The 17359-nt window shown below is 68.9% G+C and carries 22 protein-coding genes; 7 read left to right on the top strand and 15 right to left on the bottom strand.

Going from position 1 to position 17359, the window contains the following annotated elements:
* Positions 1-33: 33 nt before the first annotated feature.
* Positions 34-399, top strand: coding sequence for a GntR family transcriptional regulator (locus tag QUE68_RS06555; protein WP_284225149.1), 366 nt, complete (start codon positions 34-36; stop codon positions 397-399).
* Here the strand turns inward: QUE68_RS06555 and QUE68_RS06560 are convergent.
* Genes QUE68_RS06560 through QUE68_RS06570 form a run of 3 tightly spaced genes read right to left on the bottom strand, consistent with a single transcriptional unit; the run spans position 396 to position 2600 of the window.
* Positions 396-1226, bottom strand: coding sequence for a class I SAM-dependent methyltransferase (locus QUE68_RS06560; protein ID WP_284225150.1), 831 nt, complete (start codon positions 1224-1226; stop codon positions 396-398). The genes QUE68_RS06555 and QUE68_RS06560 overlap by 4 nt on opposite strands.
* A 19-nt stretch (positions 1227-1245) precedes the next feature.
* On the bottom strand, positions 1246-1782 hold the full coding sequence (locus QUE68_RS06565) for a DUF1697 domain-containing protein (RefSeq protein WP_284225152.1): 537 nt from the start codon (positions 1780-1782) through the stop codon (positions 1246-1248).
* Positions 1779-2600, bottom strand: coding sequence for a class I SAM-dependent methyltransferase (locus QUE68_RS06570; RefSeq protein WP_284225153.1), 822 nt, complete (start codon positions 2598-2600; stop codon positions 1779-1781). Before QUE68_RS06570 ends, QUE68_RS06565 begins: the two co-directional genes overlap by 4 nt.
* A gap of 56 nt (positions 2601-2656) precedes the next feature.
* Between QUE68_RS06570 and QUE68_RS06575 the strand changes: the two genes are divergently transcribed.
* Complete coding sequence (locus tag QUE68_RS06575) at positions 2657-3103, top strand: PPOX class F420-dependent oxidoreductase (RefSeq protein ID WP_284225154.1); 447 nt, start codon at positions 2657-2659, stop codon at positions 3101-3103.
* Positions 3104-3120: 17 nt separating this feature from the next.
* A complete protein-coding gene (locus tag QUE68_RS06580; RefSeq protein WP_284225155.1) occupies positions 3121-3291 on the top strand; it encodes a DUF5302 domain-containing protein in 171 nt (56 codons plus the stop codon).
* Here the strand turns inward: QUE68_RS06580 and QUE68_RS06585 are convergent.
* The 8 genes from QUE68_RS06585 to QUE68_RS06620 all read right to left on the bottom strand — a co-directional run bounded on the left by QUE68_RS06585 (position 3288) and on the right by QUE68_RS06620 (position 11836).
* The gene (locus QUE68_RS06585) at positions 3288-4409 is read right to left on the bottom strand and encodes an MFS transporter (RefSeq protein WP_286275754.1); all 1122 of its coding nucleotides are present in this window, start codon (positions 4407-4409) and stop codon (positions 3288-3290) included. The two genes, QUE68_RS06580 and QUE68_RS06585, sit on opposite strands and share 4 nt — an antisense overlap.
* 150 nt (positions 4410-4559) lie before the next feature.
* Positions 4560-6191: a solute symporter family protein gene (locus QUE68_RS06590; RefSeq protein ID WP_284225159.1), complete on the bottom strand. Its 1632-nt coding sequence runs from the start codon at positions 6189-6191 to the stop codon at positions 4560-4562.
* Positions 6188-6529: a DUF485 domain-containing protein gene (locus QUE68_RS06595; protein ID WP_284225161.1), complete on the bottom strand. Its 342-nt coding sequence runs from the start codon at positions 6527-6529 to the stop codon at positions 6188-6190. Before QUE68_RS06595 ends, QUE68_RS06590 begins: the two co-directional genes overlap by 4 nt.
* Before the next feature lie 150 nt (positions 6530-6679).
* Positions 6680-8416, bottom strand: coding sequence for a sodium/solute symporter (locus QUE68_RS06600; RefSeq protein ID WP_284225162.1), 1737 nt, complete (start codon positions 8414-8416; stop codon positions 6680-6682).
* Positions 8413-8778 carry a hypothetical protein gene (locus QUE68_RS06605; protein WP_284225163.1) on the bottom strand — a complete coding sequence of 122 codons (366 nt, stop codon included), beginning with the start codon at positions 8776-8778 and terminating at the stop codon, positions 8413-8415. The genes QUE68_RS06600 and QUE68_RS06605 overlap by 4 nt, the downstream gene beginning before the upstream one ends.
* Positions 8771-9592: a LytR/AlgR family response regulator transcription factor gene (locus QUE68_RS06610; protein ID WP_284225164.1), complete on the bottom strand. Its 822-nt coding sequence runs from the start codon at positions 9590-9592 to the stop codon at positions 8771-8773. Before QUE68_RS06610 ends, QUE68_RS06605 begins: the two co-directional genes overlap by 8 nt.
* Complete coding sequence (locus QUE68_RS06615) at positions 9589-10800, bottom strand: sensor histidine kinase (RefSeq protein WP_284225166.1); 1212 nt, start codon at positions 10798-10800, stop codon at positions 9589-9591. The genes QUE68_RS06610 and QUE68_RS06615 overlap by 4 nt, the downstream gene beginning before the upstream one ends.
* Before the next feature lie 49 nt (positions 10801-10849).
* Positions 10850-11836, bottom strand: coding sequence for an NAD-dependent epimerase/dehydratase family protein (locus tag QUE68_RS06620; protein WP_284225168.1), 987 nt, complete (start codon positions 11834-11836; stop codon positions 10850-10852).
* 57 nt (positions 11837-11893) lie between these two features.
* On the opposite strand from QUE68_RS06620, the gene QUE68_RS06625 reads away from it, so the two are divergent.
* Positions 11894-12469, top strand: a complete 576-nt coding sequence (locus tag QUE68_RS06625; protein WP_284233236.1) for an HhH-GPD-type base excision DNA repair protein — start codon at positions 11894-11896, stop codon at positions 12467-12469.
* Here QUE68_RS06625 and QUE68_RS06630 read toward each other — a convergent pair.
* Positions 12466-13125 (bottom strand): nitroreductase family protein, encoded by a 660-nt coding sequence (locus tag QUE68_RS06630; protein WP_284233238.1) that lies wholly within the window; start codon positions 13123-13125, stop codon positions 12466-12468. The genes QUE68_RS06625 and QUE68_RS06630 overlap by 4 nt on opposite strands.
* Before the next feature lie 30 nt (positions 13126-13155).
* On the opposite strand from QUE68_RS06630, the gene QUE68_RS06635 reads away from it, so the two are divergent.
* Complete coding sequence (locus QUE68_RS06635; protein ID WP_284225173.1) at positions 13156-13305, top strand: DUF1059 domain-containing protein; 150 nt, start codon at positions 13156-13158, stop codon at positions 13303-13305.
* An 84-nt stretch (positions 13306-13389) separates the two neighbouring features.
* Here the strand turns inward: QUE68_RS06635 and QUE68_RS06640 are convergent, their stop codons facing one another.
* Both QUE68_RS06640 and QUE68_RS06645 read right to left on the bottom strand, forming a co-directional pair.
* Entirely contained in the window at positions 13390-14364 is a 975-nt protein-coding gene (locus tag QUE68_RS06640) for an Rv1157c family protein (protein ID WP_284225174.1), read from the bottom strand.
* 46 nt (positions 14365-14410) lie between these two features.
* Positions 14411-15031, bottom strand: a complete 621-nt coding sequence (locus QUE68_RS06645) for a hypothetical protein (protein ID WP_284225175.1) — start codon at positions 15029-15031, stop codon at positions 14411-14413.
* 158 nt (positions 15032-15189) lie between these two features.
* Here QUE68_RS06645 and QUE68_RS06650 point away from each other — a divergent pair, with 158 nt between their 5' ends.
* Positions 15190-16371: a mannosyltransferase gene (locus tag QUE68_RS06650; protein WP_454786344.1), complete on the top strand. Its 1182-nt coding sequence runs from the start codon at positions 15190-15192 to the stop codon at positions 16369-16371.
* Here the strand turns inward: QUE68_RS06650 and QUE68_RS06655 are convergent.
* Positions 16352-16633 (bottom strand): 4a-hydroxytetrahydrobiopterin dehydratase, encoded by a 282-nt coding sequence (locus tag QUE68_RS06655; RefSeq protein WP_284225177.1) that lies wholly within the window; start codon positions 16631-16633, stop codon positions 16352-16354. The two genes, QUE68_RS06650 and QUE68_RS06655, sit on opposite strands and share 20 nt — an antisense overlap.
* A 24-nt stretch (positions 16634-16657) precedes the next feature.
* On the opposite strand from QUE68_RS06655, the gene QUE68_RS06660 reads away from it, so the two are divergent.
* Entirely contained in the window at positions 16658-17059 is a 402-nt protein-coding gene (locus QUE68_RS06660) for a (deoxy)nucleoside triphosphate pyrophosphohydrolase (protein WP_284225178.1), read from the top strand.
* The last annotated feature ends 300 nt before the right edge of the window (positions 17060-17359 follow it).

Here is a 17359-nt window from a genome sequence, read left to right on the forward strand (position 1 = left end):
ACCAAACTAGCCGCATTTTGTGATACTGGGCGCGTGACCGATTTGGGGGAGTGGGTTCGCGTTGACTCGGGCGGGGGCAAGCCGCTGTTCGATCAATTGCGAATACAGATCATTGGGGGCGTTCGCGATGGCAGGTTGGCGCCGGGTACCAGGTTGCCGACCGTGCGTGAGCTCGCCCATCAGCTGGACATGGCGGTGAACACGGTGGCGCGTGCCTACCGCGAGCTCGAGGCGGCGGGGCTACTGGAGACCCGCGGCAGGTTCGGCACGTTCGTCGCAAGGGTCGATCCGGCCGATGCCGCGATGGCGACCGCGGCCCACACCTTCGTCGCGGCGGCGAAGGCGCTGGGCGTCGACAAGGCCGACGCTGTGCACTATGTCGAGGCGGCGTTCGGCTAACCGAATTCGAGCAGCGTCAACGCGGGCCGGAGCGGGTCGAGCAGGGGAATCCGCTGCGCCGTCCACATCATGGCGTTGAGGACGCGACCGCGGCCCGCGGGGTATGGCACGTCGTGGACGGCGCGAATTCCCGGCACGACGTCGACCAGCTTGGCCGCCTCACCGGCCGACAGGCTGAACGGCATGGGTGGCACGCGATAGCGCATCGACGTCCTCATGCCGCGCCGCGCGAGCCCCGCAAACCAGGCAGGCGGCAGGTCGAACATCATCCGGCCGCCGGGGAACCGACGGGCGCATTCGGTGATCACCTTCATCGCGTCCGTCGGCTCCAGGTACATCAGCAGACCCTCGGCGGTGATGAACACGCCCCCATCGGTGTCGACGCGGTCCATCCAGCTGAAGTCCAGCGCCGACTGGGCGCATACCTCCACCCGGTCCGAGGGCGGCAGCAGACGTTCGCGCAACGCCGTGACGGGCGGCAAATCGACTGTGAGCCAACGAAATTGGTCACCGACACCACTGGCGTCGATCCGGTAGAAGCTGGTCTGCAGGCCCTCGGCGAGCGCCACGACCGTCGCCGAGGGATGGTCGCGCAGGAACTTCGCCGTGGCGTCGTCGAACGCCAGTGCCCGCAGCGCCATGTCCTGTCGGCGGGTGTAGCCGAACTTGGCGAAGTCGAACGCGATCGAGTCGACGAGTTGGATCGCCATCGGATCGTCGATGATGCCGTCGGGCCTGCGGGCTTCGTGCGCCCGCACCTGCAGCGTCAGCAATGCCGTCTCGGACACACCGGTCAGGGCGACGTCGACCTTGGGTTGTGAGCTCACTCCCGCGAATGTACCGAAGTCACGTGGCGGTGCTCTTCTGGATGACCTTCTCGACCGTGCGCAGATTGCGGGTGGTGGTCGACGACTTGTACCGCTTCTTGCCCATGGTCTTGCCGATCGTGGTGGTCAGCGTTCCGCTCCTCGGCACCTGCCAGTAGACGACGCCGTCGCCGCGGGCGATCTTCTCGTCTGACCCGGCGCCACGGGCCAGGGCGGCGAGCTCGTCGAGCACGTCGGCGTCGGTGACGAAGGTGACGTAGGAGTGGTGACCGTCGACCTCGCGTTCGAAGGGGAACCGTTCGGAGACGTCGCGCACCGTCTTGACGTCGTAGGTCAGCACCCAGGCGTCGTAGCCGAACGCCTCGCGCAGCGCCTTCTCGGCCGTCGTCCGGACCTTGTCCACCGCGGCGTTGCTCGTCAGCAGGACGTTGCCGCTCGCCAGTACGGTCGTCACGTCGGAGAACCCCGCGTCGGTGAGAGCGGCCGCGACCTCGACCATCTTCAGGTTCACGCCGCCGACGTTCACGCCGCGCAGGAAGGCGACGTAGCACGTCATCCGAACTCCAGGAGGGTGATGCTGGGCCGGTTGCGGCGCACCGGTCCCACGTGGTTCGTCACCGGCGCTGCGCCGAGTCGCCACAGCCCTCGACCCGGTGGCAGCGCGACGTCTCGCGCCAGTCGTACACCCGGGACCGTGCCCGCGAGGGCCAGCGCGTCATCGGCGGACTGACCGAACGGCATCGGCGGCACGAGGTAGCGCTCCGAGAGCGTGAAACCCCTCAGGGTGCGTCGGCTGAACCAGGGCGGGATCGAGTCGAACATCATCTGTCCGCCCGGGAAGCGGGCGGCGCAGTCGGCGATCAGGCCCAGCGCGTCCTTCGGTTCGAGGTACATCAGCAGCCCCTCGGCGGTGACGAACACGCCGTTCGTATCGTCGACCCGCTCCATCCAGGAGCGGTCCAATGCCGACTGGGGCAGTGCGACGATGCGGTCGTCACTGGGCAGCAGCTGGTCCCTGAGTTCCATGACCGGTGCCAAATCGATGGAATACCAAGATGACTCGACCAATACCCCGGTGCGGTCCAGACGCCAGAAGCTGGTCTGCAGTCCCTCCGCTAGCGCGACTACCGAGGCGTTCGGACGAGTCGTCAGATACTGGCGCGCCGCGGCGTCGAAGGCAACGGCCCGTAGGGCGTGGGACTGGTTGGGCTTGCCGAACTTCAGGTAGTCGTAGGAGATCGAGTCGAGGAGGGCCACCGCCCACGGATCCCGGATGACCCCGTCGGACCGCTTGGCCTCGGTGCCGCGGTTGTGCAACGTCCACAGCGTCGTCGCGGAGACACCGTCCAAGGCGGCGCCGTCGATCGTGGTCATCAGCTCATGGTAAAGATCCGGACCGCCGCCCGCGCCGCGGTCGTAGGCTGGCGACCATGACCCGCGACGTGTTCGACGACAAGCTGCTCGCCCTGCTCGCCGGCAATTCGCTGGGAGTTCTCGCGACGCTGAAGCGGGACGGCCGGCCGCAGCTGTCGAACGTCTCCTACTACTTCGATGCCCGCGCGGTCGCGCTCTCGGTGTCGATCACCGAGCCGAGAGCCAAGACGCGGAATCTGCGCCGAGATCCGCGCGCGTCGGTCCACGTCAGCTCCGACGACGGCTGGTCCTATGCGGTCGCCGAGGGTGACGCCATCCTCACCCCGCCCGCGGCGACCGCGGACGACGACACCGTGGAGGGGCTGATTGCCTTGTACCGCAACATCGCAGGCAAGGAGCATCCTGACTGGGACGACTACCGGCGGGCGATGGTCGATGACCGCCGCGTGTTGATGACGTTGCCCGTATCCCACCTCTACGGGATGCCGCCGGGCATGCGCTGACGCGCTAGTCTCAACCCATGGCCGAGGAACCCGAAGACGAGACCAAGCGCAAGTTCCGCGAAGCGCTGGAACGCAAGAAGGCCAATGCCGGCGGCGGCTCCGAGCACAAGGACGGCGGGCGCAAGCACGGTCCGCGCTCGACCGGTCCCGCCGAGGCGCACCGGGAGTTCCGCCGCAAGAGCGGCTAGCCGACCGCAGTCCGCCGCTCCTGAAGAACGATCGCCACCAGGCAGATGGCGGCGAGCACCGCGGTCGCGATCGCGAAGCTGACGCCCGCCGTGCTCAACCCCAGGTGCTGGGACGCGAATCCCTCCGCGACGACTGGCACGGAGATCGCCACGTAGGCCACGACGAAGTACGTCGAGCTGACTTCGGCGCGGCGTTCGGCGGGGACCAGCTCGCCCACTGCGGCAAGGCCGCGACTAAAGCTGATGCCCTGGCCGATGCCCGCCACGACGGCGGCGACGACCAGCAGCGCGAGCGACGAGACGTGCAGTGCGACGGCAAGAGTCGCCATGCCCACGACGAGGATTCCGCAACCGACTGCGATGGCCTTCCGTGGCGGGATGCGGCGACCCGCCAATTGGGCGATCGCCGACGCGATGAAGATCGAGCTGGCAACGAGACCCGCGACGGCGTGGTTGTCGATCCCGATGACCGACTTGACGAAGGCCGGCACCACGGCCATGAAGAGACCGGTGACGGAGAAGCCCGCGAACGCCGCCGTCGCCGCCGTCACGAAGACGGGTCGCACCTCGGCGGGTACTGAGAGTCGTTGCAGTCCAATGCGTCCGGTGCGGGCCGAGGTCTCCGGCGCCATCAGCACCGCGCCGACGGCAAGCACCACCAAGACGATGTGGACGACGAACGACAACTGCAGCGGGTGGGGCGCGTACTGGACGAGCACACCGGCCAGGATCGGGCCCGAGCCCAGGCCGCCGATGTTCGCGATGGTGGCGATCGACGTGGCGCGATCCCGTTGATCGGCGGGAGCGGCCTCGACGATCGCGGCGGTGGCGGTCCCGGTGAAGATACCCGCCGACAACCCCGACAGCACCCGGCCGACCAATAGCAGCGGGACGTCGTCGGCGAACAGGAACACCACCGCACTGGCGAGCGCGAAGCCCGCACCCGCCAGCAGGACCGGTCGCCTGCCAATCGCGTCGGACCACCGGCCGAACAACAACAGCGCGGCGAGGACGCCGACGGCGTAGGTCGAGAAGACGACCGTCGTCGTCAGTACCGAGAAGTTCATCCGCTCGGCGTAGAGCGCGTAGATCGGCGTGGGCAGGGTGGTGCCCAACATGATCGCCGCGAATGCGTAGGCCAGCAACGCGAATCCGAACCGCTGACGGGTCGACGTGATCTGCGGTTCGGACACTGGGGCAATCGTAGGCACAGGTCGGTCAACGCCGGGAAGCCGCAATGGCTTCCCGGCGTCGGCCTCAGGACGCGATCAGTGCGCGATTGCCTTCTCGGCGCCTACGCCGGTGAGCGAGCGGACCTCCATCTCGGCGTTCAGCGTGAGGTCGCCCGGCACCTTCGACGTGACCGTGCCGACGATGCCGAGGATGAACGCCAGCGGGATGGACACGATGCCGGGGTTGGCCAGCGGGAACCAGGCGAAGTCGACGCTGGGGATCATCGACGTCTTCGCCCCCGATACCGCCGGGGAGAAGACGATCAGCACCAGCGTCGAGATGAGCCCGCCGTACATGCTCCACAGTGCGCCGCGGGTGTTGAACCGCTTCCAGTACAGCGAGTACACGATGGTGGGCAGGTTCGCCGCCGCAGCGATCGCGAAGGCCAGCGCGACCAGGAACGCGACGTTCTGGCCGTTCGCCAGGATGCCGAGCCCGATGGCGAAGATGCCGAGCACGACCGCGGTGATCCGCGAGACCCTCACCTGTTCGCTCTCGGTGACGTCACCCTTCTTGATCACACTGGCGTAGATGTCGTGTGCGAACGACGCCGACGCGGTGATGGTCAACCCGGCGACGACGGCCAGGATCGTCGCGAACGCGACCGCGGAGATGACGCCCAGCAGGATGACACCGCCGAGTTCGAACGCGAGCAGCGGCGCCGCGGAGTTGACGCCGCCGGCGGCAGCGAGGATGCGATCGGGTCCGACGAGTGCTGCGGCACCGTAGCCGAGCACCAGGGTGAAGAGGTAGAACGCGCCGATCAGCGCGATCGCCCAGACCACGGAGCGACGGGCTTCCTTCGCGGTGGGGACCGTGTAGAAGCGCATTAGTACGTGCGGCAGGCCCGCGGTGCCGAGAACCAACGCCAGGCCCAGCGACAGCAGGTTGATCTTCGACGTGGTCGACCCGCCGTACTGCGCGCCGGGAGCGAGCACGTCGCGCGCCGCGACGGCCTTGTCCGTCGACCCCGAGACGGCCGCCTGGGCCGAGCCGAGGATCTCCGAGAAGTTGAGCCCGAACTTGGCTAGCACCATCACGGTCATGATCGCCGCACCGGCGATCAGCAGCACCGCCTTGATGATCTGCACCCAGGTGGTGCCCTTCATGCCACCGACCAGGACGTAGACGATCATCAGGATGCCGACGACGGCGATGACGATCGACTGGCCACCGCGGCTCTTGATGTCGAGCAGCAATGCGACCAAGCCGCCCGCGCCTGCCATCTGCGCCAGCAGGTAGAACAGGGACACCGTCAGCGTCGACGTCGCAGCCGCCATCCGGACGGGGCGTTGCTTGAGCCGGAAGCTCAGCACGTCGGCCATCGTGAATCTGCCTGTGTTGCGTAGCAACTCGGCGACCAGCAGCAGCGCGACCAGCCACGCGACGAGGAAGCCGATCGAGTAGAGGAAGCCGTCGTAGCCGTAGACGGCGATGGCGCCCGCAATGCCGAGGAAGCTGGCGGCCGACAGGTAGTCGCCCGCGATGGCGATCCCGTTCTGCGGTCCGGAGAAGGACCGACCGCCGGTGAAGAACTCTTCGGCGGTCGCGTTCTTCTTGCTCGCCCGGATCACCACGATCATGGTGATCACGACGAACAGGGCGAAGATGCCGATGTTGGCCACCGGGTTGCCGACGGTCTCGCTTGCTGCTGCGTAGAAGGTCATCGCGCGGTTCCTTCCATCTCGGCGCGGATGGCGGCGGCCCGCGGGTCCAGTTCGCGATTGGCGAACCGGACGTAGATGCCCGTGATGAGGAAGGTGGTCAGGAACTGCCCCAGCCCGATCAGCAGGCCGAGGTTGACGTTGCCGAACACCTTGGTGGCCATGAAGTCATGGGCGAACGCGCCAAGCAGCACGTAGGTGGCGTACCAGATGAGGAAGAACGCGGTCATCGGGAAGACGAAGCGGCGCAGGCGAGTTCGAAGTTCTTGGAACTCCGGGCTGGCCTGCATGTCGAGGAACTGTTGGCCCGTGTGGGCGGGTGGGCTATCGGTGGTGGACACCCTGATACTCCTGACCTGGTTTGTGAACCGGAACTGTGCGGGAGCTTATTGAGAGCTGGGTCACAGCCCTAGTGTTTTGGCGGGTCAGACGTCGAAGCCGGGACGTCGTGCGGTGAGCGGTTCGCGGGTGACGACGAACGGTTTCCGAGGTCAGCCGTGCGGGAGCCGCTCGATGCCCATGCCGAGACGCTCCGGAACGTGCATCCGGGCGAAGATCCGCGCCACGTCGGGCGGTGTGGACGAGCGGGTCAGCCTGCTGACCACCACCATCACGACGAATGCGAGAGGAACGGAGACCGCGGCGGGATAGCCCACGACGGCCGCGGGCCAGCCGCCGAGCACCCGCTCGTCAAGCCCCCCGGTGATCGCCAACGTCGTCGCCACCCCGGACGCCAGGCCGCCGACGGCCATTCCGCTGGCGGCGCCGACGCTCGTCAGGCCGCGCCACCAGATGCCCAGCACCAGTAGCGGACAGAGGGTGGAGGCGGCCACCGCGAAGGCGAGGCCGACGCTGCGGGAGAGCTCCAGCGACGAGGCGAGCAGCGCCAGCGGAATGGGCACCGTGCCGCCGATCAGCGCCGCGACCCGGAAGTCGCGGACGCGGCCGCGTAGTACGTCGGTCGACAACGCTCCGGCGATGCTGACGAGCAGTCCGGACGACGTCGCGAGGAACGCCGCGATGGCGCCCGCCGCGACCAGGGCCGCCAGCGCCGCACCGACGTTGCCGCCGATCGCCGCGCTGGGCAGAAGGAGCACGGCCGCGTCGGCGGTGCCGGTGATGAGGAGTTGCGGCACGAACTGTCGGGCGAAGACGCCCATCAGCGTGGGGAAGAGGTAGAACAGCGACAGCAGGGCGATCACCGCCAGCGCGGTGCGCCTGGCCGCGGTGCCGTCGGGGTTGGTGTAGAAGCGCACCAGCACGTGAGGCAGTCCCATGGTGCCGAGGAACGTGGCGATGATGATCGAGATGACTTGATAGAGAGGGTGATTGCCGCCCAGGCCCCGACCTGAGGAGAGCCAGTCGTCACCCGAGGTCGGTGCGCCCGCGACGACCGGTGTGGCCGCGCCGGCGGCAAGGTCGAGCGTCGTTCCGCGGGCCAGCGTGTAGCGGCCAGGGGCCGGGAACGGCGCGCCGGAGAACTGGCTGCCGTCGACGTCGCCGGTTACTTGGATGCCTCCCGGTTCGGCGACCTGGACGACGACGTCGGTCTCGATGGTCACGGTGGTGTGGTGCTGGACGACCGGCGGCAACGGCCCGGCCAGATCGTTGCCGCCGTGCACGAACAGGGCGAGCAGGGCGAGTGCGGGGACCGCGATCGCCGTCAGCTTCAGCCAGTACTGGAACGCCTGCACGAACGTGATGGACCGCATGCCGCCGCCGACGACGTTGACGATCACGATGGCGCCGACGGCGACCGGGCCGACCCACACCGGCAGGCCGAGCAGTGTCTTCAGCGCCAGCCCGGCGCCCTGATATTGCGGGACCAGGTAGAACGTGCAGACCACCACCACGACCAGCATCGCCACCCTGCGCATCCGCGCCGAACCCAGTCGGAACTCGGCGAAGTCGGGAACCGTGTAAGCACCGGAGCGGCGCAGCGGCGCGGCGACGAACAACAACAGTCCGAGGTATCCGGCCGTGAAGCCCACCGGGTACCACAGCGCGTCGGCACCGTATTTGGCGATGAGTCCTGCAACGCCGAGAAAGGATGCTGCCGAGAGGTATTCGCCGGAGATGGCGGCGGCATTCCACTGCGGGCCGATGCTGCGCGACGCGACCAGGAAGTCGGACGTGGTGCGGGACAGGCGGATTCCGTAGACGCCGATGCCGATGGTGGCGAGTGCCGCCGCGAGGAGGGCCGCCGCCGTCAACGGTGCGGCCGTCACGGTTCGCCGTCGACGACGCGGACGAAGTCGCGCTCACTCTGTTCGGCCAGCCGCACGTAGAGCCGCCCTACGCCGTACAGCACCGGGTAGACGAGTACGGACAGGATCAGCCAGTTCAGCCGGATGCCGAACACCTCGACGTCGGCGATCTGGGGGAACGCTCCCATCAGCAGGGGGATGACCGCCACCGCGCACACGGCCACCACCGCCAGTCGTAGGGCCAGGCCGAGTTGAGCTCGCATCAACCCGCGCACCAGCGCGTCGCCGACCTGCGTCTGCTCCTGCACCTCGACCCGGGTTCGGATGACCCGCGCGCCCCGGCGATCGGCGAGGACCACGCGTTGGCGCTGCGGTCTAGTCACGAGCGCCTGCCTCTCCAGTCGCTGCGCTCCTACCGTCCGGATCGGCCGGCCGCAGATTTCGCATCGGTTCCCTGATCACCCGATCGCGGAGCTCGCGGGCCTGCCGTCGGCTCACCGGCAGCTCCACCGCGGGTGACGCGCCGTTCGCACGCAGGCGCACCAGCACCGCGCCGTCCGTCGTGCGCACCCCGACGACCAGCCGCAGCGCCACTAGATAGGATCGGTGGATGCGTTGGAAACCTCTTTCCCGCCAACGAGATTCGAGAGTGCTCAGCGGGATCCTCACCAGGTGTGCCCCTGAGCTGGAATGCAGTCGCGCGTAGTCGCCCTCGGCCTCGACCCAACCGATGGTGTCGCGGGGGACGAGGTGGGTGATACCGCCGAGTTCGGCGGGGATGACGTCATCGTCACCTCCGGCACCTGCCTCGTCCCGCGACGCGTCCGTCGGTGCGGCGAGCACCCTGCGGACGGCCTCGTCGAGCCGGCTCTGACGGATGGGCTTGAGCAGGTAGTCCACCGCGCCGACGTCGAACGCCTCGACGGCCTTGTCGTCGTGGGCCGTCACGAAGACCACGGCGGGGCGGTAGGAGAAGTTGGCGAGCACGCCGGCGAGTTCCAGACCGCTCAGACCGGGCATGTTGACGTCGAGGAAGACCGCATCGATGGTGCGCTGGTTCATTTCCCGTAGCGCCGACGTCGCATCGCCGGCGCGGAAGACCTCCGCGATGTCGGGATGCTCGCCGAGGAGGTACACCAGCTCGTCGAGCGCGGGTGCCTCGTCGTCGACCGCGAGCACGCTGAGTCTCCTGCTCACCGCATCGCACCTCCGCCGGCCCGGACGCCCGAGGCGAACTTCGGGACCCGCATGATGACCTTGGTTCCCGCGCCCTCGGCTGTCTCGACGATCAAACCGTAATCGTTGCCGAATGCTGCGCGCAGGCGATGGTCCACATTGGTCAGGCCCACGTGCGCGGAATGGCCTCCGGTGTCGGGCGTTCCGTCAGCCAGTGCGTCGGCCGGGCCCGAGCGCAGCGCCTCGGGGTCCATCCCGACCCCGTCGTCCTCGACCGTGATGACGCAGTCGGTGCCGTCATCGCGCGCGATGATCTCGACGGTGCCGCCGCCGCGGTCGGCCAGACCGTGCCGTACTGCGTTCTCCACCAACGGTTGCAAGGCGAGGAATGGAACGACGACCGCCAGCATCTCGGGGGCGACCTGGAGCCGGACCGCCAGCGACTCCCCGAAGCGGGCGCGTTCCAGCGTCAGGTAGCGGTCGATGTTGCGAAGTTCCTCCGACAGCGTCGTGTACTGGCCCGCCGCGCGAAACGAGTAGCGGGTGAAGTCGGCGAACTCGAGGATCAGCTCGCGGGCTCGGCTGGGATCGGTCCGCACGAACGACGCGATCGTGTTGAGCGCGTTGTAGATGAAGTGCGGACTGATCTGGGCGCGCAGGGCCAGCACCTCGGCCCGGTCCAGCCGCGCGCGCGACGCGTCGAGGTCCGCGAGCTCGAGCTGGCTGGCCGCGTAGCTCGCCACCTCGCCGATCGCCCCGAGCATCCCGGGTCCCGGCTGGCGCGACGTCACTGCGACGAGCACACCGAGCGAATCGCCGTCATCGCTCACCAGCGGTTGAGCGACCATCGCCCCGGCGCGGTGGCTCGACAAGATCCGGCGCTGGCCGGTGAGTGCTTCCGCGGCAGCGGTTTCGGCGGCCGCAAGCGCGTCGTTCGTCCACGTCGCCCGGTCGGACGGGTCATGTGCGAGCTGCTCGCCGGACGCGTCGTAGACCACGACGGCGTCGGCCCCGGTGAGCTCCCTCAGCACCGGCGCGGCACGCTGCGCGGAGTCGGCGTCCAGGCCGTGTCGCAACGCCTGCGCGGCGAGTGAGGCGGTGTGGAGGGCGGCGTGCACGGCCCGTTCGGTGGGGGTGGTGACCACACGCCGGGTGCGCACCGCGATGACGGCGGCGGCGGTGGCCAGGATCAGTGCTGCCGCCAGTGCGATCGCGATCTGGGCAGGCATGTTCGTACCCTAGACCGCGCACCCGGGGCGTCGGGGCTGCTACGGCCGTCTAGTGAATGGTGCTGGCCAGGGCCGAAAGCGTCTCGGCGGCCGAATACTTCGGCCGCCAGCCGAGCTCGTCTCTGGCCTTGGTGGTGTCCATGACGACCGAGGCGCGGCCGGCGTGCAGCCACTCCAGTGCCGACGGGACGAACGGCAGCCGCGCAATGAGCTCAGAGGTGGCCACCGCCGCGAGGTGGGGCACCTTCACCGGGCGCGCACCGAGCGCCTCGCCGACCTCGGACATCGACAGCAGACCGTCACCGGCGATGTTGTAGGCGCCCGGCGGGGCGGTCGTGGTGGTCGCGGCCAACGCGATGGCCGAGGCGACGTCGTCGTGGTGGACCAGCTGCAGGGGTGTGCCCGGATCCGGGAAGGGTGGTTTCAGCAAGGGCAGCGCCGTGGCGATCCGGCGGACCGGGCCGGGAAGCTGGTTCCACGGCATCGCATCGGCCATGGCGGGGGCCTTCGGTCCGGCGACGATGCACGGTCGCAGCACGTACACCTCGAGCGGCGAGCCGGCCGTGACCTCGGCCAGAGTCGCCTCGCACGCCGCCTTCTGCTCGCTGTAGTAGTGCTCGGGCGACCCGCGCGGCGGCACGTCCTCGGTGATCGGAACCGGGTTGTCCCGGTGGTAGCCGTACGCCGCCACCGAGGACGTGTACACCAAACGCCGTGGGCGTTCGGCGGCGACGGTCGCCTCGAAGACGTTGCGCGTGCCGGCCAGGTTGACCCGCGCACTCTCCTCCCGCGAGCCCATGATGATGAAGGCGAGATGGATGACGACGTCGGCGTCGGCCACCAGCTCGTCGACGGCGTTGCGGTCGAGGATGTCGCCCTGGCGGTACACCGTCTTGGACCAGTGGTGCTCGGCAGGATCGAAGGGACGTCGGGCCATGCCGACGATCTCGCCCACGTCCCGATGTGCCTCCAGCGCCGCGATGGTCGAGATGCCGATCTCCCCGGTGGGGCCGGTGACGGCGACGCGCAGCGACATGGTTGGGGGGTTGCCCGGTCCGCCGCGCGACGAAACGCCCGAACATAGACTGGCGCCATGGCGAAACTGCAGCTCGTGCAAGATCCGGCCGCCGACGAACTTTTGGAGTCCAACCCCTTCGCGCTCCTCGTCGGCATGATGCTGGATCAGCAGATCCCGATGGAGGTTGCCTTCGCCGGACCCCAGAAGCTCGCCGAGCGCCTCGGTAGTGTCGATGCCCGCGAGATCGCCGACTACGACCCCGATGAGTTCGTCCGGCTGTTCTCCGAAAAGCCTGCAGTGCACCGCTTTCCGGGCTCGATGGCCAAGCGGCTGCAGGCGTTGGCGCAAGCCGTCGTCGACGAGTACGGCGGTGACGTCGTCGCCGTCTGGACCGCCGGTGACCCCGACGGCGCCGAGGTGCTGGGGCGGCTCAAGGCGCTGCCCGGCTTCGGTGAACAGAAGGCGAAGATCTTCCTGGCGCTCCTCGGCAAGCAGTACGGCGTGACGCCGGAGGGCTGGCGTGAGGCCGCGGGCGACTACGGCAAATCGGGCGTGCACATGTCGGTCGCCGACGTCGTCGATCAGGGATCGCTGGACGAGGTGCGGTCCTACAAGAAGGTGGCCAAGGCCAAGGCGAAGGTGAAGGCCTAGAACGGGTCGCCGTCGAAGCGCTCGCGGGTGACGAATTCCGTGACGGCGCGTCGGGTGAGCCTGCGGACCTGGTGCTCGGGCTTGCCCAGCGGCAGCAGCGCAGCAACGGCGTAGTCGTCGGGGATGCCCAGGAGTTCCCTCACCAAGGGTTCCTGCGCCACGACCATCGTCGTCAACACGCCGCCGTACCCCTCGTTGCGGGCGGCGAGCAGCACGTTCCAGACGAAGGGGTAGACCGACGCGCCGCTGATGACGCCGATGCGGTCGAGGTCCTGATCCACGGCCGCCACCACGCCGAGGTCGACGCAGACGACCAGCACCACATCGGAGTCCAGCAGCGTGCCCGCCCCGCCGCGCGGCACCTCGGTGGCCTCGATCGTCGCATCGTCGACGCCGCAGGGGTGCAACGGATTCCATGGCGCCTCACCGTTGACGATCTGGGCGGTGTACCTCTGTGCGCCGGGTCGGGATAGCTCGGCGAGACGCTCGCGAGTCGGCATGTCGCGCACGGCGATCACCCGCACCCCCTGGCGGTTGCCACCGCTGGGGGCGAAGCGGGCGTTGTCCAGGATGCGTCCGAGCACGTCGTCGGGAAGCGGGTCGCCGGTGAACTGCCGGACGGCCCCGGTCGTGCGCATAACGTCGTACAACTCCATGCCGACATCATCCTCGTGGGATCGTGTGGCATGGCGAAAACACACTTGAGCTGTCCCTGCGGCGAGGCCATCACCGGCACCGACGAGGACGACCTCGTCGAGAAGGCTCAGGCGCATCTCTCCGAGGCGCATCCGGGCCGGGAATACGACCGGGAGATGATCCTCTTCATGGCCTACTGACCCCGGCTGCTCGCCGAAACCGCATTCCCTGTCGTCACGCGGACGCGTTGACGACAGGGAATGCGGTTTCGCGACAGAGGAGGGTCAGGGGACGACGGTCGACCCGATCGTCGGCATGAACTGGCACTGCTTCTCGGTCGTGGTGACCTGACCGAAGATGGTCGACATGATGCTGCCCGACCCGGTGTCGGCGATCACGGTCAGCGTCGTCGGGCCTGCGGGGTTGATGTCGGCCTGCGGCTTGAGCGTGGCGGTGCCGGACTTGCCGGTCGTCAGGTTGACCCAGGTGACGTTCAGCGGCAGCTTCTGCTCGGCGGCGGGTCCCGGTGTACCCATCGCCGTGAACACGTAGGCCGTCTGACCCGCCGCGGGGCCGGGCTTCGGGATCGACGCGGGTCCGGCGACCGAAATCGCCGTTGCCAGAACGTTTCCGCCGTCCGCCAGGCACCCGTTGCTGATCGACGGATACATGAAGTCCTGCGTCGTCGGAGCATCCGGGCCGAAGCCGGGGGCAGGCACGGGCGCGCCGTCCGGACCGGGGACGGCAGCTGCCGCGGGGGCGGCCTCCGGTGCGGGTGCCGGGATCGCGTCCGGTGCCGGGGCCACGTCGGGCGCCGGGACCGCCGCCTCGGGTGCGGGTGCGACGGCCGCTAGCGGCGCCGCCTCCGCCGGACCGGCCGCATGTGCCGGGTCCACCCCCAGCGGCAGGTGCGCCTCGGCGCCGGGGACCGCACCCACCGGGGGAACGTGCGCCACCTGGGGATCGGCGACGAATTGGTTGACCGCCGCCGCGACGTTCCTCGAATTCGACGGCGCCGCGCCGTTGCCCGCGAACGCCGCCGCCGCGGCCATCAGCATCGACGCGGCGTTCGACGGGTCACCAGCCGCCTGTTGAATCGCCGGCCCCAGACTCTCCATCGCGGGCAGCCCCGGTGCCTGAAGGCCGGTGATCGGCATGGGCAGCGGCGGCGCGGGCTCCGCATGGGCGACCGGTTGGGCGCCCAGCGTCAGCGCGGCAGACGCACCGAGTGCGATCAGCAGCGTTCTCTTCGATGGCATGACTCTCCCCGTGATAAGTAGGTTCTGGGACCGGTTGGGCGGACGATCAGGGCAGCGCGGCGACGGGGAACATCAGCGGTGACAACCCGGCCAGCGGGTTGGCTGCGGCGGGCAGGGCGGGTGCGGTCGCGGCGGCCACGGGCGCGGCGGCAGCGACGGCAGGTGCCGCAGCGATCGGTGCCTTCGGCAGCAGGTTCGCCAACGGTGTGCCGGCGGGCATCAGCGACACCAGATCACCGGGGAAGCTGAGCTCGGGCGGCAGCGGCAGCGGGTTGCCCGGCACCTGCGGGATGTTCAGGTCCGCCGTCGGGATGAGACCCGTGGCGGGTGATGCCGCCGCCGGAGCTGCGGCGGGCGCGGCGGCCGCAGCGGCAGGCGCCTGCGGCAGCGTGACCGAGGCGGTGGCAGCCGGTGCCGGTGCCGTGGCGGGGGTTGCGGCCGGTGCACCGGCCGCGCCCGTGAATGCCGACGCGAGGCCCTGCAGCATCGCGGGCGCGTTGGCCGGCGTGAGCTGGCTCAGGAACGGGATGCCCGACATGTTCGGGATGGCCGGCGCTGGCACGGGAACGGGGTCCGCCGACGCGGTGGCACTGAGCAACAGCGCGCCCGGAACCGTGCACGCGGCGGCGATCACGCTGGTGGCAAGGGCTTTTCTGGTGAAGCGCATGGTTCTCCCAATCGGTTGTCGGCACGTCTTCAACCGAAGCTACGGAGTTACTGGTGGTACTCAAGTGACACGTGTGGCATTTATCCAACCGTTACTGACACGACGGCCGATGGTGACTAAACGGCCTCCGCGGCGGCCGGTTATCTAGAGTCGGTGGGATAGCCAGACAATCCGAGGCCGCGCTCGCAGGCGGCGCCGCGCCGCCGCGGACACGCATCGCCGTGCTCGCGCCCTATCTGCTCGCGCTGTGCCTCGCCCTCCGATTCGGGATCACCTACCTGGTGCCCAACGGCACCAACTTCATCGACCTCCACGTCTACGTCGACGGCGCCGCCGCCATGGACCGTGGCGGCCTGTACGACTTCGTCTATCGCCCGGTGATTCCGCCGTTGCCGTTGCAGTTCACCTATCCGCCGTTCGCCGGCCTGGTGTTCTACCCGCTGCACTTCTTGCCGTTTGCGCTCGTCGCGCTGGGCTGGCAGCTGGGCATCGTCGCGGCGCTGTACGGCTCGGCGGTGCTCGCGCTCAAGCTGCTGGGTAGGCCGGATGCCCGTATGGCGTTGGCCTGGACCGCGCTGGCGATCTGGTTCGAGCCGGTCCGCCATCTCTTCGAACTCGGCCAGGTGGGTGCGTTGTTGATGGTCGCCGTGCTGTGGGCGGTGTACAGCCAGCGGTGGTGGCTCTCCGGGCTGCTCGTCGGTCTGGCGGCGGGGCTCAAGCTGACGCCCGCCGTCGCGGGGCTGTACTTCCTCGGCGCCCGGCGCTGGCGGGTGGTCGCGTTCTCCGCCGCGGTGTTCGCCGCCACCGTGGCGACGTCGATCGCGGTCGGCGGCGCGCAGGCGCGGTTCTACTTCACCGATCTGCTCGGCAACGCCGACCGGGTGGGCGTGGTGGAGTCGCCGATGAACCAGTCGCTACGCGGTGTCATCGGATTGTTGACGGGGCACGACGCCGGATACGGCCCGCTCGTGATCGTCGCGGTCGGGGTCACGGCGTTGCTGAGCGCGGCCGCATGGTGGCGGATCGGCGCCGAAGATCCCCTTGGTCGGATCGTGGTGGTGATGCTCTTCGGGCTGCTCGTCTCGCCGATCAGCTGGACGCACCACTGGGTGTGGATGTTGCCGCTAACCATGTGGCTGGTGCTCGGGTCGATGCGCACGCGGACGCGCGCCGTCGGCTGGGCGTGGGTGGCGCTGGCGTATCTCGGCCCACCGTGGGTGGTGACGTTCACGAGCCACGGCGACAGACCTTGGTACGCGTTGGTCGGCGGCTCGCTCTACGTCGTGGCGACGCTGGCGACGCTGGCGTATGTCGCGGCGGTCAGCCGACGATCCGATTGATGTCGCCCGCCATCGCCACGTCCTTGTCGGTGATTCCGCCCTCGGAATGCGTGACGAGTGCGAAAGTGACTGTCCGCCAACGGATGTCGATATCTGGGTGATGGTCCTCTCGCTCGGCGTGTTCACCGACGCGGCGGACGGCGTCGATGCCGTCGAGGAACGCGGGGAACTCGACCGACCGCCGCAGGGCGCCGGCCGAACGTTCCCAGCCGTCGAGCCCGGGCAGTGCGGCATCCACTTCGTCGTCGGTCAACACAGCCATGACTCGACGGTATACCGTCGCTGCGTGCCGAACCAGGTCGTCGTCGCGGGCGCGCTGATCTCCGGCACAACCCTGCTCGTGGCCCAACGCGAACGGCCCCCGGAACTGGCGGGGCTGTGGGAGCTGCCCGGCGGGAAGGTGGCGGCGGGGGAGAGTGACGCCGAGGCACTGGTCCGCGAACTCGACGAGGAACTCGGCGTCGCCGTTGCGGTGGGGAAGCGGCTGGGGGCCGACGTCGCCCTGGCCGGGGCCATGACGTTGCGCGCGTACCTCGTCACTCGGATCGGCGGCAGCGTACGGCCGCGCGACCACCGTGCGTTGCGCTGGGTGACGGCCGACGAGCTCGACGCGCTCGCCTGGGTGCCCGCCGACCGCGGCTGGCTGCCGGACCTCGTCGCCGTCCTGCGCTCTGGCCGACCCGTGTAGCGAAAGTGGTTGCGGTGCAACACCCTTTCGCCACACGGTGTCAATACCTCAGGTGGTCGCCGACGACGCGTACCCCGGACGCCCGATGTCGGACTGCATACACCGGGTGTAACAGCGTGGGGTGCCGACAGTGGGGGCACGACCCCCGCGCGCTATTGACCGACGACCCGGTCAAGTGGTGACATGCCGCACACCGCACGACGTAGTAACCACCCATCCAGTTCAGCAGGCCAAGGTAAATGGCCGCAGTCGCGGCGCTGGCCACGACGATGACCAGGGCAATTGTCGCCACTTCGAAAA

The sequence above is a fragment of the Mycolicibacterium sp. TUM20985 genome, assembly GCF_030295745.1.
Classification (GTDB): domain Bacteria; phylum Actinomycetota; class Actinomycetes; order Mycobacteriales; family Mycobacteriaceae; genus Mycobacterium.

Excerpts from the sequence above, each read along its gene's own strand:
- QUE68_RS06585 (WP_286275754.1), bottom strand. The coding sequence starts at position 4,409 with ATGTTGGGCACCACCCTGCCCACGCCGATCTACGCGCTCTACGCCGAG.
- QUE68_RS06580 (WP_284225155.1), top strand. The coding sequence starts at position 3,121 with ATGGCCGAGGAACCCGAAGACGAGACCAAGCGCAAGTTCCGCGAAGCG.
- QUE68_RS06620 (WP_284225168.1), bottom strand. The coding sequence starts at position 11,836 with ATGTCGCTGCGCGTCGCCGTCACCGGCCCCACCGGGGAGATCGGCATC.
- QUE68_RS06635 (WP_284225173.1), top strand. The coding sequence starts at position 13,156 with ATGGCGAAAACACACTTGAGCTGTCCCTGCGGCGAGGCCATCACCGGC.
- QUE68_RS06655 (WP_284225177.1), bottom strand. The coding sequence starts at position 16,633 with ATGGCTGTGTTGACCGACGACGAAGTGGATGCCGCACTGCCCGGGCTC.
- QUE68_RS06640 (WP_284225174.1), bottom strand. The coding sequence starts at position 14,364 with ATGCCATCGAAGAGAACGCTGCTGATCGCACTCGGTGCGTCTGCCGCG.
- QUE68_RS06565 (WP_284225152.1), bottom strand. The coding sequence starts at position 1,782 with ATGACGTGCTACGTCGCCTTCCTGCGCGGCGTGAACGTCGGCGGCGTG.
- QUE68_RS06630 (WP_284233238.1), bottom strand. The coding sequence starts at position 13,125 with ATGGAGTTGTACGACGTTATGCGCACGACCGGGGCCGTCCGGCAGTTC.
- QUE68_RS06615 (WP_284225166.1), bottom strand. The coding sequence starts at position 10,800 with ATGCCTGCCCAGATCGCGATCGCACTGGCGGCAGCACTGATCCTGGCC.
- QUE68_RS06570 (WP_284225153.1), bottom strand. The coding sequence starts at position 2,600 with ATGACCACGATCGACGGCGCCGCCTTGGACGGTGTCTCCGCGACGACG.
- QUE68_RS06575 (WP_284225154.1), top strand. The coding sequence starts at position 2,657 with ATGACCCGCGACGTGTTCGACGACAAGCTGCTCGCCCTGCTCGCCGGC.
- QUE68_RS06645 (WP_284225175.1), bottom strand. The coding sequence starts at position 15,031 with ATGCGCTTCACCAGAAAAGCCCTTGCCACCAGCGTGATCGCCGCCGCG.
- QUE68_RS06625 (WP_284233236.1), top strand. The coding sequence starts at position 11,894 with ATGGCGAAACTGCAGCTCGTGCAAGATCCGGCCGCCGACGAACTTTTG.
- QUE68_RS06590 (WP_284225159.1), bottom strand. The coding sequence starts at position 6,191 with ATGACCTTCTACGCAGCAGCAAGCGAGACCGTCGGCAACCCGGTGGCC.